Annotated in this window: 14 protein-coding genes; 4 read left to right on the forward strand and 10 right to left on the reverse strand. The window is 63.5% G+C overall.

Translation table 11 applies throughout. The features are described from left to right. Positions 1 to 62: 62 nt before the first annotated feature. Positions 63 to 431 (forward strand): hypothetical protein, encoded by a 369-nt coding sequence (locus ACEWFR_RS12645; protein ID WP_098725364.1) that lies wholly within the window; start codon positions 63 to 65, stop codon positions 429 to 431. A 36-nt stretch (positions 432 to 467) separates the two neighbouring features. Here the strand turns inward: ACEWFR_RS12645 and ACEWFR_RS12650 are convergent, their stop codons facing one another. Together ACEWFR_RS12650 and ACEWFR_RS12655 are read right to left on the reverse strand one after the other, a co-directional pair. After that, complete coding sequence (locus ACEWFR_RS12650; protein WP_374061370.1) at positions 468 to 1,571, reverse strand: M20 family metallopeptidase; 1,104 nt, start codon at positions 1,569 to 1,571, stop codon at positions 468 to 470. A gap of 66 nt (positions 1,572 to 1,637) precedes the next feature. Then, the gene (locus ACEWFR_RS12655; RefSeq protein WP_374061371.1) at positions 1,638 to 3,281 is read right to left on the reverse strand and encodes a protoglobin domain-containing protein; all 1,644 of its coding nucleotides are present in this window, start codon (positions 3,279 to 3,281) and stop codon (positions 1,638 to 1,640) included. A 158-nt stretch (positions 3,282 to 3,439) separates the two neighbouring features. On the opposite strand from ACEWFR_RS12655, the gene ACEWFR_RS12660 reads away from it, so the two are divergent. The 3 genes from ACEWFR_RS12660 (at position 3,440) to ACEWFR_RS12670 (ending at position 6,658) form a co-directional block, all read left to right on the forward strand. Continuing rightward, a complete protein-coding gene (locus ACEWFR_RS12660) occupies positions 3,440 to 5,335 on the forward strand; it encodes a PINc/VapC family ATPase (protein ID WP_374061373.1) in 1,896 nt (631 codons plus the stop codon). 122 nt (positions 5,336 to 5,457) lie between these two features. Continuing rightward, positions 5,458 to 5,610 (forward strand): hypothetical protein, encoded by a 153-nt coding sequence (locus ACEWFR_RS12665; RefSeq protein WP_374061374.1) that lies wholly within the window; start codon positions 5,458 to 5,460, stop codon positions 5,608 to 5,610. A gap of 130 nt (positions 5,611 to 5,740) precedes the next feature. Then, positions 5,741 to 6,658: an NAD+ synthase gene (locus ACEWFR_RS12670; RefSeq protein ID WP_374061375.1), complete on the forward strand. Its 918-nt coding sequence runs from the start codon at positions 5,741 to 5,743 to the stop codon at positions 6,656 to 6,658. Between the two features lie 51 nt (positions 6,659 to 6,709). Here the strand turns inward: ACEWFR_RS12670 and ACEWFR_RS12675 are convergent, their stop codons facing one another. The 8 genes from ACEWFR_RS12675 to ACEWFR_RS12710 form a co-directional block, all read right to left on the reverse strand. Then, on the reverse strand, positions 6,710 to 7,123 hold the full coding sequence (locus ACEWFR_RS12675) for a hypothetical protein (RefSeq protein ID WP_374061376.1): 414 nt from the start codon (positions 7,121 to 7,123) through the stop codon (positions 6,710 to 6,712). 45 nt (positions 7,124 to 7,168) lie between these two features. After that, positions 7,169 to 7,462, reverse strand: a complete 294-nt coding sequence (locus tag ACEWFR_RS12680) for a helix-turn-helix domain-containing protein (protein WP_098725359.1) — start codon at positions 7,460 to 7,462, stop codon at positions 7,169 to 7,171. A 365-nt stretch (positions 7,463 to 7,827) separates the two neighbouring features. Continuing rightward, the gene (locus tag ACEWFR_RS12685) at positions 7,828 to 9,438 is read right to left on the reverse strand and encodes a long-chain-fatty-acid--CoA ligase (RefSeq protein WP_374061377.1); all 1,611 of its coding nucleotides are present in this window, start codon (positions 9,436 to 9,438) and stop codon (positions 7,828 to 7,830) included. A 113-nt stretch (positions 9,439 to 9,551) separates the two neighbouring features. Further along, positions 9,552 to 10,736: a DUF5305 domain-containing protein gene (locus ACEWFR_RS12690; RefSeq protein ID WP_374061378.1), complete on the reverse strand. Its 1,185-nt coding sequence runs from the start codon at positions 10,734 to 10,736 to the stop codon at positions 9,552 to 9,554. 161 nt (positions 10,737 to 10,897) lie between these two features. Beyond that, on the reverse strand, positions 10,898 to 12,079 hold the full coding sequence (locus ACEWFR_RS12695; protein ID WP_374061379.1) for a signal peptidase I: 1,182 nt from the start codon (positions 12,077 to 12,079) through the stop codon (positions 10,898 to 10,900). A 101-nt stretch (positions 12,080 to 12,180) separates the two neighbouring features. Beyond that, positions 12,181 to 12,336, reverse strand: a complete 156-nt coding sequence (locus tag ACEWFR_RS12700) for a hypothetical protein (RefSeq protein WP_374061381.1) — start codon at positions 12,334 to 12,336, stop codon at positions 12,181 to 12,183. A gap of 223 nt (positions 12,337 to 12,559) precedes the next feature. Next, positions 12,560 to 13,621, reverse strand: coding sequence for a CARDB domain-containing protein (locus ACEWFR_RS12705; RefSeq protein WP_374061382.1), 1,062 nt, complete (start codon positions 13,619 to 13,621; stop codon positions 12,560 to 12,562). A gap of 125 nt (positions 13,622 to 13,746) precedes the next feature. After that, entirely contained in the window at positions 13,747 to 14,400 is a 654-nt protein-coding gene (locus ACEWFR_RS12710) for a hypothetical protein (protein WP_374061383.1), read from the reverse strand. Positions 14,401 to 14,770 lie beyond the last annotated feature (370 nt).

Below are 14,770 nucleotides of genomic sequence, written 5' to 3' on the forward strand. Positions count from 1 at the left end.
AGAGACAGATGGAACGTGCAAGCAGCGGACTGTTCCACCGAGCTGACGTAAGCCGTCTCACTATGGTCGTTGCATCACCAATCGCGTCAGCTATCGTATTCATCGTAAGCCTGCTGATCGGTGCGCTCGGCATCTACGCGGGTGCGCGAGTTATCGTCGGTCGGGGAGACTACGATCACGCCATCGTCACCGCGTTGATCGGAGCCATCGTCTGGGCGATCGTCGGTTTCGTCGTCGGCTGGATACCACTCGTCGGGCCGCTACTGGCACTGATCGCGTACGTCGCGGTCATCAACTGGCGGTATCCCGGCGACTGGACCGCCGCGGCGATGATCGGGCTCGTGGCGTGGGTCACCGTCCTGATCGTACTCTACGCCCTCGCGGTGCTCGGCGTCACCGGTTTCGAGGCGGTCGGCGTCCCGGGGGTCTGAAAATCGACGATCAAAGAGCCGGCTACCGCGACGACGTCACCGCGATGGCGGCCACCGCTCCGCGAGTCCCCGATAGGTCTCGAGACAGCGCTCGAGAACGTCGATCGAGACGCTCTCGTCGTCGGTGTGGGCTTCGCCGGGTTCGGACGGGCCGTAGATGACACACTCCGTGCCGGCCTGCGAGAGCCAGCCCGCATCGGTCGCGTGGGGTTTCGTCACGAGTTCGGGCTCGCCCGCCTGCGCGTCGGTTGCGGCCGCCAGAACCGCGTCGGCGAACGCGTCGTCGTCACAGCGCATCGGCGGCAAGTCCTGATCGACCGCCCACTCGACCCCCTCGAGGCCTGCGACCCGCTCGAGGGCCGCACGTTCGCCCGGCACCGTCCGCTCGTCGACGGTGAACGTACAGCGGGCCGGAACGACGTTCATCGCCGACCCGCCCTCTATTTCCGTGACGGTGAGCCGGCCCTCGAGCGTGTCGCCCGCCGCGTCGACCGACGGGGGCTCTATGTCGCGGACGCGGTCCACGGCCGCGGTCGCGCGGTAGATGGCGTTCTCGCCGGCGTCGGCCTCGCTGGCGTGCGCCGCGGTCCCGCGAGCGGTGATGGTGCTCCCGCGGCGACCCTTGTGTGCGACGGCCACATCGGTGACGTCCGGCCCCGAGTAGTTGGTCGATCCCTCGCCGACGACGGCGTAGTCGGGTGAGAACCCCTGCTCGATCGCATGCCGTGCACCGACGCCGCCGACCTCCTCGCCGACGAAGCTCGCGAAGACCAACTCGCCGGCGGGGTCGGCGTCGCGAAAGGCGAGCAGCGCGGCCGCGAGCGCCCCCTTCATGTCTGCCGTGCCGCGACCGTAGAGGCGACCATCGCGCTCGGCGACGTCGTACTCGTTCGGTCCGGCGCCGTCTCCGCCGCCGCTCGCGACCTGTGACTCGGCCGGCGCTACGACGTCGTGGTGTCCGACCAGCGCGAGCGTTTCCTCGCCCGGTCCCGTCCGCGCGATCACGTTGCCGGCGGCGTCTCGAGTCACGTCGGCGTCGGTCTCGCGACGGAGCCACGTCTCGAGGAAGTCGCCGGCAGCGGTCTCGTCCTCGTGGCTCGGGATGGCGACGAGTTCGCGCGTCAGATCGACGAGAGTCATACAGGGAGTGTCGGCCCCGGTCGTGTTTAGTGCACCGACGCCCGCAGTCGGTGTCTGCGGTCCGGATCAGCCGAGTCGCTCGTAGACCGGCGACTCGGAATCGGGCTCGTCGTCGGTCAAGCGCGCGACCGACTCGCGGACCTCGCTGAGGCTGGCCGTCTGCTGTTGGCTCGCCGCCGCAACCGACCCCGCGGCGCTCGCGACCCTGTCGGCCGACTCCGAAAGCTCCTCGAGCGTCTCCGCGGTCGCCTCGACACCGCGGGCCTGTTGATCGGTCGCGGCCGCCACGTCCTCCATCCCCGATGCCGTCTCGCGTGCCGACTCGTGGATCTCCTCGAGCGAGTCGACCGTCTCCCGAACGCGGTCCGTTCCGGTCTCGACGCGGCTCACCGTTTCCTCGGTCGTCTCAACGGTCGCCGCGGCGTCTTCGCGGACGGCTTCGACGGCGGTTTCGATCTCGGTGAGGTCGGCTTTCGTCTGCTCGGCGAACGAGCGGACTTCGTTCGCGATGACGCCCATCGTCTCGCCGCCGTTGGCGTCCGACCTGGAGGACTCGATCTTCGCGTTTGCCGCCAGCACCGTCGTCCGTTCCGCGAGGTCGTCGAGTCGGTCGACGATCTCGTCGATTTCGTCCGTCCGCTCTGCGAGGGCATCGACGGCGTCGGCGACGCGGTCGGTCGCGTCCTCGATCGCCTCGAGTTCGGACAGCGCGTCGTCGGCCGCATCGACGCCCTCGGCGGCGAGTCGCTCGGTCCGGTCGCTCTCCTCGCGAACCTCATCGGCGACGCTCGCGACCTCCTCAACCGCGGCGCTCACGTCGTTGAGTTCGCCCGCGGCCCGCGTGACGCCGGTCGCCTGTGACTCGGTGTGCTCGCTGATCGCCTCGGCGCGGTTCGCGACCGCCTCGCTCGAGTCGTGGAGTTCGGCAATCGGCCCCTGAACGTCCGCTTCGACCTCGCGAGCGAGTCGCGTCCGGCGTTCGATCGACTCCTCGAGTTGCTGTGCGTACGAGTCGACGTACGTGTCGACTGCGACCTGCATGTCGAGATTGATGATCCGCAACAGCGAGAGGATGTCCATCATGCCGTCGTCGATGGCGTCTCTGACGGTTTCCTCGAACGACTCCTCGAGGCCGTCTTCCGCGTCCTCGACGCCGCCACCGAGTCCCAGCGCGCCGACGAACCGCTCGAGGCCGCCGTCTCCCTCGGCGTCGCGCTCTTCGGCCCACTCCTCGATAGCGTCGACGACCTGCTGCTGGACCCGCTCGTTTAGCCGGGACAGGATCAGATCGTAGTAGACGCCGTACTGTCCCACGTACTGCTTCAGGGGCATGTCCAGTAGCTCGTGGAGTTTGCCGATCCGCGCCCGATTCATGAAGAACTCCCGGTCGTACTCCCCGGCGGCCAGCGAGACGAGATACGCCTGCTGCGTTTGTTTGAGGGCGTCGACATCTTTCGGCGACCGGTCGACGATCGCTCGGGTCTGCTCGTAGTGCAACACGTTCTCGTAGAAGTCGTCGGCGATCGCCTCGGCGTTTGCCTGGACCAACGGCTCGAGGGCCGACAGCCGCCGCTCGTCGTCCTCGTCGAATCCGATGAACTCCTTTCGCCACGCGATTTCGTCCTCGTCGAGCCCAATACGATCGACGAGTTCGTCGACGTCGAGAAAGCCGTTGAGTCCGCCGCGTCCGAACGTCTGCTGCGATTGCATGATCGAAACGTGTTCGGTCGATCGAGTAAGTTTCCGTGAGTGTTCCCGCTGAATAGGAACGTGGGATTCAGTCGCACGGAGCGGGGCGTGTGGAGTGGAAACGAGGAGCGTAGGTTTGCTGTGGACACCCTTATAGGCGTACGTCGACCAGTTTACGTATGAACGTCGTGCCGGATACAAGCGTGGTTATCGACGGCCGCGTTTCGGCGACTATCGAAGACGGGCAGTTCGAGGGAGCGACGATCTGCGTCCCCGAGGCGGTCGTCGCGGAGCTCGAGGCGCAGGCGAACGACGGGATCGACAGCGGCTGGGACGGCCTCGAAGAACTCCAGCAGCTGGCCGACCTGGCCGACGAGGGCGTCGTCGACCTCGAGTACGTCGGCGAGCGGCCCAACGCCATCGAGCGGGGCCATGCCTCCGAGGGCGAGATCGACGCCCTGATCCGCGATCTCGCGGAGGAACTCGACGCGACCTTCGTCACGAGCGACGTCGTCCAGGCCGAGGTCGCCGAGGCGAAGGGACTCGACGTCGAGCACGTCTCACCCGAGGTTCGCGAGATTGGGACGCTGGCCGTCGAGGAGTTCTTCGACGACCAGACGATGAGCGTCCACCTCAAGACGGACGCCGTGCCGAAGGCCAAACGCGGGGAACTCGGCGCAATGGCCTACGAGGAGATCGCCGACGAACCGCTCGACGAGGCGACGATGGACGAGTACGCCCGCGAGGTCGTCGACGGTGCGAAGGAGTCCTCCGACGGCTTCCTCGAGCTCTCGGAGCCGGGGATGAACATCGTCCAGTTCCGAGACTACCGGATCGCGATCGGCCGACCCCCCTTCTCGGACGGCATCGAGATCACCGCCGTCCGTCCGATCGCCCAGACCGACATCGACGACTACGAGCACGCCGACGAACTGAAAGACCGGCTGCTCGAGCGCCAGCGCGGCGTTCTCATTTCAGGTGCGCCCGGTGCGGGGAAGTCGACGTTCGCGCAGGCGGTCGCCCGCTACATTTCGGACCACGACTACTCGGTCAAGACGATGGAGAAACCGCGGGACCTGCAGGTCGGTCCGGACATCACCCAGTACACGGAACTGGGCGGCGAGATGGCCAAGACCGCCGACGCCCTGTTGATGGTCCGACCGGACTACACGATCTACGACGAGGTCCGGAAAACCAACGACTTCGAGGTCTTCGCAGACATGCGATTGGCCGGCGTCGGCATGATCGGCGTCGTTCACGCGACGCGAGCGATCGACGCGCTCCAGCGACTCGTGGGTCGCGTCGAACTCGGGATGATTCCCCAGGTCGTCGACACCGTCATCTACATCGAAGCCGGCGAGGTCCATACCGTCTACGACGTCAAGACCGAAGTCAAGGTTCCCGCGGGACTCACCGAGGAGGACCTCGCCCGCCCCGTGATTCAGATTACGAACTTCCAGACCGGCGAGCCCGAGTACGAGATCTACACCTTCAACCGGCAGGTCGTCACCGTCCCGCTGAAAGACGAGGACGGCGGCCCGGCGAACGAGTCCGGCGTCGACCGCATCGCCAAACAGGAGATCGAACGGGAGATCCGCTCGATCGCCCACGGCTACGTCGACGTCGAACTCAAGGGCCAGGACAAGGCCGTCGTCTACGTGGAAGAAGACGACATCTCGAGCGTCATCGGCAAAGGTGGCGGCCGCATCACCGACGTCGAGAACCGGCTGGGGATCGACATCGACGTCCGAACGCACGACGAGAACCCGAACTACGGTGCAGGCGGTGGTGCCGGCGGAGCCAGCGCGAACGGCGACGGCGGTAGTGGTGGTGGCAGTAGCGGCGGTTCCAAGGCCGGTCAGATGGTCCAGCCCGAAATCACCTCGCGGCACATCGTCATCCCCGTCGACGGCAACCACGGCGAAACCGTCGAGGTCCAGGCCGCCGGCGAGTACCTGTTTACCGCAACGGTGAGCCGCGGCGGCGAGATTCAGGTGTCTCGAGGGAGCGCGATCGCGGAGGAACTCGAGCGAGCGATCGACCGGAAAGATCCGGTGACGATCGTTCCGTCATAAACGGTCGATCCGCGAGCGGTGCGCGGTTCGGAGCGAACGGAGTGAGTGAGCGGCTTTTTGGCGCAGATTTTTCGAGGAGCGGTGAGTGAGCGAAGTGAACGAACCCGACGAGAAAAAGGTGCGTGTGTGAGATTCAGGTGTCTCGAGGGAGCGCGATCGCGGAGGAACTCGAGCGAGCGATCGACCGGAAAGAGCCGGTGACGATCGACCCGACCGACGGGAAGACTGCAAACGTACGGAAGCGGGTCATTTGTGGCTGGAAAGTGAGCACATGATCAGTTAACTCCGCCGATACCAGACCATGTGCGTCCTCGACACGGGTAGAGCAACTAGGTGTTTAAGGAATAGCTTCATATACGAGACAACCGTTCAGGTATAACGTGAACAACGGAGTGATTCCAACGTATGAGCGTAGATAGGAAGACGTCCGTCTTCTCGGACGTGGCGCGGACGGACGGGGCGTTCGTCACTGATCGGCGCTCGCTCGAGGTCGTCCGCGAGCGGATCGTGGCAGCGATCCGGACCAGCGTCGCCGACGCCGGCGCGGACGGGGTCGTCGTCGCGATGAGCGGCGGCATCGATTCGACGCTGACCGCGGCGCTGGCGGTCGAAGCAATCGGCAGCGACGGTGTCCTCGGGCTGGGACTGCCCTGTCACATGACCGAGCAGGCCCACGTCAGCGACGCGCACACGATCGCCGAGGGAATGGGAATCGACTTCGAAGAGATCCAGTTGCGCCCGCTCCTCGAGGTCTTCGACGAGACGGTCGCGAGCGAACTCGAGTCGGAGACCGAGGCCGACAACCGACCGAACGAGCGAAACCGCGAAATCGGAAACGCGACCGCGCGGCTCAGGATGCTCACCGCCTACTACGCGGCCAACCGTCAGTCGCGGGTCGTCCTCGGCACGGCGAACCGCTCGGAGTGGTTACTCGGCTACTTCACCAAATACGGAGACGGCGCGGCCGACGCCTACCCAATCGGCGACTGCTACAAGACGGAGGTTCGGGCGCTCGCAAAACACATCGGACTCCCCCGCCGGATCGTCAGCAAGGAACCGACGGCGGGCTTTTGGGCCACCCAGACGGACGCTGACGAACTCGGCGCACGCTACGACGTCATCGACCCGCTGTTGTACCGGCTCGTCGAGGAGGGTCGCTCGTTCGACGAGGCCATCGCTGAACTTCAGATCGACCGCGACACGGCCGAGGAGATCGCCTCGCTACACGCGGACACCGAACACAAACGCGCCACCCCCCCGACACCGGGGATCGCTGGCCGTGGCAAGGAAGGACTCCTCGACGGTTCGGACGCGCTCGAGTGATCGCAGCGGACGCGGCCGCGCGGATCCGTGATCGTCCCTCGATACGCGGATTCAGCGATCGGGTTCGTCGGCGTACAGACCCTGGTTGCGCCACCAGAACAGCCCCCACGACAGGAGGAAGCCGACGCCCATCGCGACGATATCCGACAGAAAGTCGGGGAGCCCGGAACCGACGATCGCCACGAGCGCGATCGCCGACCCCAGTGCCGCCCCCGTCACGACGAACAGGACGTCACCGGCGATTTTCGCCCGCGAATTCGTCCAGTACCGTCGTCGATCCTCGTCGTACCAGATACCGACGTAGATCAGCACCGGCGACATGGTCGTGATGACCGTAACTGAGCGGTACGCTTCGGGGAACACGGCCGGCACCAGAACGAGTAGATTGAGCAGGTTCGCAACCAGTACCGCGAGAAACAGCCCGACCATCAGCCAGCCCCATCGCGGGAGCCGCTCTTTGTCCATACCGGGGACGGTCACCGCTAGAAAATAATACTGCCGTTCTCGCTGTTATTCCGCACAGCAAGCGTCCTTTTTCGGGGAGTCCTCGACGCCGTTCCCATCGGCCGCGACCGGCTCCTCGAGCCGGTAGAGACTCTGCCGAGCGTCCGCAAAGTAGATGTCCTCGTCGACGATCCCGATATCTTCGAGTCGCTCGAGCGCGTACCGTACCGTCCGGGCCGAGAGCATCGATTCCTCGACGATTTGTTTCTGCGTCAGTGGCCCATCATACTCGAGAACCTTGAAGACGAGTTTCGCACTCGGTGGCAAGTCTTCGATTTCCTCCCCGTCGGTCTCTGCCATATTACGAATCGAAAGGCCCCAGCAGTATAAAAGTTGAGCCTTACCCGACGAGTATCGGAATAGAATGTAATAGATTTATTCGTGTAAATTGTATCCTGAGCCGCCGAACCGTTCGATATCACTGTTGTGTCTGATCCGACGGAGGGTATCAGCAACGACGTGACTCTGTAAATTAGGTATGTTCGCCCCACAGCGTTCAAAACGAGGCTGCGATTCGGTCAGCGACCGATTCGTCAGTGTTCGCCCCGCGGAAATCGTCCTCGGCCAGTCCGCCTCGCCGCTCAGCCCTCGCCGCTCAGCCCTCGCCGCTCAGCCCTCGCCGATCAGCCCTCGCCGATCAGCCCTCCCCGATCAGCCCTCCCCGATCAGCCCTCCCCGATCATCCGGTCTTCGTCCTCCCACTCCCGCTCGCGCAGTTCGTACTTCTGGGTCTTTCCAGTCGCCGTTTTCGGGAGCTTTTTGACGTATTCGACCCGGCGGACGACCTTGTAACTCGCCAGTCGGTCACGGGTGAACTCGGTCAGTTCGTCGGCCGACACCGGCGGATCCGTCGGATCCCCGTTCGAGGGGACGACGAAGGCCTTCGGCGTTTCGCCCCACTTGTCGCTCGGTGCCGGAATCACGGCCGCGTCCGCGACCGCATCGTGATCGAACAGCGCGTCCTCGAGTTCGATGCTCGAGATGTTCTCCCCGCCCGAGATGATGATATCCTTCTTGCGGTCCCGGATCGCGATCAGACCGTTCTCGTCGACCGACGCGAGATCGCCGGTGTGGTAGTAGCCCTCGACGCGGTCGTTGAACGCTTCGTCGGTCTCGTCGGGCTTGTTCCAGTAGCGGTCCATAATCTGGTTACCCCGGACGACGATCTCGCCGAGCGTCGCGTCGTCGCGCGGGACGTCGTTCCCCTCCTCGTCGACAACGCGAACGTCGGTGCCGAGAACGCCCATCCCCTGGCGCTTCTTGATCTCGAAGCGGTTCTCGTCGTTCATGAGGCGCTTGGTGTCGGAGATGGTGATCAGCGGTCCCGTCTCGGTCGCCCCGTAGAGATGTTTCAGGTACCAGCCAAAGCGGTCCTCGACGGCCCGGATGGTCGCCTCCGGCGGCGCGCTCCCGGCGGTCGTTACCCGAACCCGCTTCTCGCCGGTCATCTCGGGTTCTCCCTCGGCTTCGTAGTAGTCGATCAGCTGGTTGAGCACCGCCGGAGCCGCACAGAGGAAGGACACGTCTTCCTCGCGAATCGACGCGACGACCTCGTCGGGGTTGACCCCGCGCGTACAGACGTGGGTCGCGCCCATGCCGGTCACCGCGTAGATATGACCCCAGCCGTTGACGTGGAACATCGGCAGCGTCCACAGATAGGTGTCGTCGTCGGTGATTTCGTGGTAGATCGACATCAGATACGCGTGGAGGGTCTCGGTCCGGTGCGTGCGACAGACCCCCTTCGGATCGCCCGTCGTCCCCGAGGTGTAGTTGATCGTGATGATCTCGTCCTCGGCCATCTCGGGCTGATCGAACTCGGTCCCGGCGTCCTCGAGCACGCCGTCGAACTCCTCCCAGTTCCCCGCCACTGCGTCCGCGTCGTTCGTGACGAACGTCTCCGTCGGCACCTCGTCGCGGATCGCCTCGATCTTCTCCGCGAACGCGTAGTCGGCGTAGATCGCGTCGACGCCCGCGTCCGACAGGATGTACTCGTAATCGGCCGGCTCGAGGCGGTAGTTCAGCGGCGTGTGGACCGCACCGAGTTGCATCGCGCCGAAGGCCGCCTCAAGGTGGTAGTGCGTGTTCGGATCAAGGACGGCGACGCGGTCGCCCTTCTCGATTCCGCGGTCCTGGAGCGCTGCGGCGAACCGGTCGGCCCGCTCGCCGAACTCAGCGTAGGTGAACCGGTCACCGTCGACCCCCACGATCGCTTCCTCGTCTCCGTAGTGCTCCCGCGCCTGCTCGAGGAAGTCAGTAACAATGAGTGGCGTTTCCATGCACCGGAATTTTTGCGGATCAATCCTATACGTATTTCGTTTATTATCGAACGTGGGGACCGCCGACCGAGACGGCGCGCTCGCCTTTCCGATCCGGAACTGTCGTTCCGTACTCAGAGTTGTTCCCAGACTTCCTCATCGTCCTCGAACCCGTCCGGATCGTCAGGTGCTGCGAACTCGTCGCTCGGGTCGAGCTCCGAGAGATCCTCGGGCGACAGCTCCCCGTCGCCGTCGATGACGGCCGGCTGTTCCTCGAGGTCCATCTCCGGCCAAGCGGTCTCCTCCCAGAGACCGCGGTCGCTGTAGTAGTAGACCACCCCGTCGTTGACGACCGCGAACAGCCCCCGCTGCGTGTCGTGGACGACGCGTTCGTTCGTATCGATCGCGACGTCGACGACGTCCTCGAGCGTGTCGAGCGAGACGTGATAGTCGCCAATCCACATCGGGATCGAGCCCCGCGAGATCCACTCGGCGTAGCGCCGTTCGTGGACCGCACGACGGGCCGCCTCGAGATCCGTGGGAGACCGGCGGGCGACGAGCGCTGCACCGGCCAGCGACAGCGTTCCGAGCACCGAGAGACCGCCGACGAGCGTCGCACTGCGGGACTCGGTCGTCCGCGCCGTCCCGCTCCGATGGCTGTGCGTCGCCGAATCCGACAGCGAGTTGCCGAGCCAGTAGGCGTTGTCCGTTATCTCTACCGGCGTCGTCGCCGTCACTGTCCCCTGCTGACGGCCCGTATCGTACTCGACACGGAGCACCATCGACAACTCGACCGAACCGACGCCGGAGACCTCGCGCTCGAGTTGTCGCTGTCGCTGCCGATAGGATTCCACGTTGATCGTCGCGTTCGATGTCGCGACGCCGTTCTCGACCGACGCCGACTCGGCGACCACCTCATGGCTTTCGTTCCAGAACGTTGAACCGTCGCGGGTCGCCTCGAACCGAAGCCGGAGTTCGTGCGTAACGTCCCCGTCCTTGATAGGGGTCCCGCCGGTTTCGTTCCGGAGCCTCGTTTCGGGCCGGATCGTCAACTCCGGCGTCGCATTCAGAAAGTAGACCGAACTATCCTCGAGGCGATCGCCCTCGGTCCAGAGCGTGCCGTTCTCGGTGACGACGGCGCTCGTTTCCGCGTCGGTCGTGACGCGTTCGTCGCTGAACTGGGCCGCAGTCGTCGTCACCGGATTCGCGACTGCCCAACCGGTTGCGGCGATCGCGAGAACGCCGACGACAACCAGCGCGATCGCGATCGCGCGTCCGTGTCTGGCGAGCACCAGTTCGAGCCGCGGGCTGTCGATCATTTGCCACCCCTTCCGATTCGGCCTCGTCGTTCGAACTCGTCCGCTGGCCGACCACGCCCGCCCGCTAGCCGAGCTGTCCGTTTCCGAACTGGTCGGTCACCGGAACAATACATGCGTGTGTGAAAGAAACCGACCATTATAAGGGTAGTGGCCTCGAGCGGCTACTCTCGATCGCGAAGCCACTTCCGCAGTCGTCGCTCGAGGCGGGTCGAGAGCGGGACGTGATCACCCGCAGACCGAACCCGGAGATCGCCGCTGCCGAAGATCACGAGGACGATTGCAACGGTGATCCCGACGATGACCCCGTTTACCGCGGCGATCGCGGCGAAGGGGTGAATCCCGTGGAGCCAGACCAGCACCGACGGCGGGAGAACGGAGAGATACCGGTATTCGCCGAGATGGCGCGTATACTCGCCCTCCTCGTCGGGCGCTGATAGCGTCACCGTCGTCTCCCCGCTGTCGCGGATGCCGATGGTCTGGGACGCGGGATCGGCGTTGATACTCCCGCTCCGAGCCTCGTGGACGACAACGATCGGCATGTAGCCGGCGTTGTCGATCATCCGGGTGAGTTCGGCCGTCTCGCCAGGCGCGACGACCTGCGGGTCGTCGTTTGGCGATGTCGTACTCACGAGCCCGTACTCGGTCGTACCCGAGGGGACGACCATCGCCGCGGTCGAGAAGGTCACGAACACGAGCAAGACAAGTCCGAGCGCGGTCCAGAACGCAATCACGTTCTCTCGCGAGCGCCGTCTGCTCGTCTCGCGCCGCGTCGGGCCGAGTCGCTCGAACACCGTCCCGAAGCCGAGCATGGCGACGCCGATCGCGACCAACATCGCACCGAGCCCGTTGTTGGATGCGGTCGTCGTCAGGCCGATGATCGGCGCGACGGTTTCGTAGGCCCCCGTTGTGATGCCCTGAATACCCATAACGGCCGTTCCGAGATGGGGTATCGTCACGACCTCGCCGTTTACCTGCCACGCTTTGGCGACGATCTGGCCGTCCGTGACGTGGGGTTCACCGCCGTCCTGATCCGTAAACGGGTTCGCGTCGCCCTTCGTCACGTACCCCTCCTCGGTCTCGCCGACCACGCGGTGGGTCGTCAGCCCGCCGCCGTGGAGTTCTCTGGCCTGATAGACGACGACGTCGCCCTCCTCGACGTCGCCGGTGACAGCGCTAGGAACGGAAACGAACCCGTCGCCGGCGTCCATCGTCGGTTCCATGCTGCCGGTCGCGACGTAGCCGAGGAGAATCGGCTGTCCAAGGAGCTGGCCGACGATTAGCAGGATGACAACCAGCGCGAGGCCGAACCCGAGCCCCCGCTTGAGGAGTGACGCGGTAGTCATCGACGAGTGACGAGTACGATCATGGCTGGCTGACTGTTCGACTACACTATGTTTCTTCTCCAGTATAAAGCCCGCGAGAATTCCGACGGGGAGTCACGGAGTCATCGCATACTCGAGAGACCGCGCGTTTCGGCACCACTGACTGTCACCCCGCGGTGGCGCGCGCTGGCGACGCGCTCGAGCGGACTCGAGAGCGCGTCGACGACGATGCGCGAGGTTGTCGCGAGTAGTGCGAGACCAAAGGTCTCGCATACCATGCGAACGGGCCGTCGGTCCGTGAGCAGATGGAACGAGTGACAGCTTGGAAGACGCTTTTCGTCTTCCAGTGGACGAGTGAGAGAGCCTGCGAGCGAACGAGTCGGCTGGGGAGGGTGTGGAAATCCTAGTTGCCAGCCTGAGCAGGACGCTCGTCTATACTGGCTCTATTCGTTCTTAACCAGAGTAACTCCACTTCTGCGGCCCCATTGGATAGAGGCGCGACTACCGAAGAACGGCCCACCGCCGGTTCGCGACGACCGCCAGGGCCAACAGTCCGGCCGTCGCGGGCGGCGCGAGCGCCGCCGTCGTCGCCGCCGAGAGCTCGCGGTTCTGGATCGAAAACGGCCCCGGCTCCTCGACGGTCACCGTCCCTGCGGACACGCCGCTGACCCCGACCTCGTAGGTCCCCGCCGCCGCGAACCGCCGCTCGAATGTCACCGTCCGCTCGCCGTTGGCCGGGATCGAAACGGTTCTGGTATCGACGACGATGCCGTCGACCGCGAGCTCGAGCGTGCGCTCGAGTGACCTGTCGGACGGGTTCCGAACCGTCGCCCGGACGGTGGCGGTCTCGCCGGCGGTGATCGTGGCGTCGTCGATGGTGGCACTCGAGACCTCGACCTGCGGACCCTCGACGGTCACCGACTGATGCCCGAGACCCTCAATCCCGACATCGTACGTGCCGGGCCACTCCATGCGCCGTTCGAAGCTGACGGTCTCTTCCTCACCCGACGAGAGGGCGATCGTTCGCTGGTCGACGACGGTTCCGTCGACCGTCAGCCGGGCCGTTTCGGTGCCCCATCCGTCGCCGTTATTTCGGTAGGTCGCATTGACCGTGACCGTCTCGCCTGCCTCGACGTTCGTCGGCGAAACGCTCAGGTTCGAGCCGTCAATATCGGACTCGATTTCGTCCTCGTCCTCGTACTGCGCGACGACCGTGAACGTCTCCGTCCCGCTGACCGCCTCGTGCGTGTCAACCGCGACGCCAATACTGGTCGTCGAGCCCGGCGTCGGCTCGAGGGGGTTCGATCGGCTGATCGTGTTCGTCGGATTGTCACCCCTATAGAAGGAGAGTCCGGAAACGTCGTTCTCGATCCAGATTCGTTCGACATCGTCGTCGGTGACCGAGATTGTAAAGACATCGTCTGCACGCGTTATCGAGCGGTCGTTGAGTTTCTGAAAATCGATTGCTATACCATCTTCATCGAGAGAAGCATATTTTCCATTTGGCCCGTTAGCAGGCTCTAGTATTACTCCTCTCGTATCCCCACTTTCACCGATACTCACAGCACCTGATGGTATCACCACTGCTAGCGATATCCCTATTATAAATATATATAGGAAGAAAGAATTATCTGTCAATTTAATACCCCCTATAATATATTATTTAACCTAGGTTGATAGAGGGGATGTTATGGCTGATTAGCTACAAATGCAACCGTGGCGACGTTCTCTCCATAGTTGCTTTGAGGTTTGCTATCAGTGAACTTAGATGAGTCTAAGCCAGACAGGTCTCGTAAGTCAATCTCAAATCCGATATCGAGCGTATCGCCAGAGCTCAAGGTGACACTTCCATCTACACTATCACCTTCAGATCCACCAGTCGGAGGGCTTGATTGAGAGATATAGGCGGTGAAAACACTATCCTCTTCAGTGGTGTTGCTAGAACTGTTTCGAAGCTCAACATCCAAATTGACTGAGTTTGGACCGTTGTTAGTGATCTGAAGGAGATCACCAAACTTCGAGAGAGCATTACGGTTTAGGCCTGAAGCAGATGTTGAAGGATCTCCCGAACCGTCAAAATTAAATGACAATTCATCATCGGAACTGAGGGTTAAATACGGAGACCCATCAGATGTGGTATCTGGGTCATTGGGTGTAGCGCTGTCGTCACTACTGTTTGGATGGGCCTCAATAGCAAGATAACCGGACGCATCACCGACCGTAGAGATGTTTGCTGTGCGCTCTGCCTCGACACTACTAAACGCACCCGTTCCGAGCGCGGCTCCGCCACCCGCGACAATCGTTCCCAGTCCAACTAACACATTACGTCGGTTCATTCTCATTGGTATGATCTCCGTTCCACGCTCCAGCTTCGACCTCCGAGGGATGCCAGAACGCGGTTCCTACTCCCACTCACGAACGTCACCCACTTTGTATTGAGTATCCAGAAGGTCCGAAAGACCGGCCATACGACCGTTCAAGCCGAGCCTGAAGCGGTGGTCAAGGCCGTCAACCGACGCAAGCACCACCTGAACACCGTCGGGTGAGCTGCGAGCGCTCGAGACTCGAGGACGAGTTGAACGACCAGTGGCGAAATGATTTCGCGATCCCATTCCGGTTGCGATCTGCAGGTAAGAGCGACATACGTCGGCTATTCGCGACTGCGCTAGTAGCAGCGCAAGCACCACGCAAGAGGTACTTGACTGTCCAGTA

Source organism: Natrinema sp. H-ect4, assembly GCF_041894845.1.
Lineage (GTDB): Archaea > Halobacteriota > Halobacteria > Halobacteriales > Natrialbaceae > Natrinema.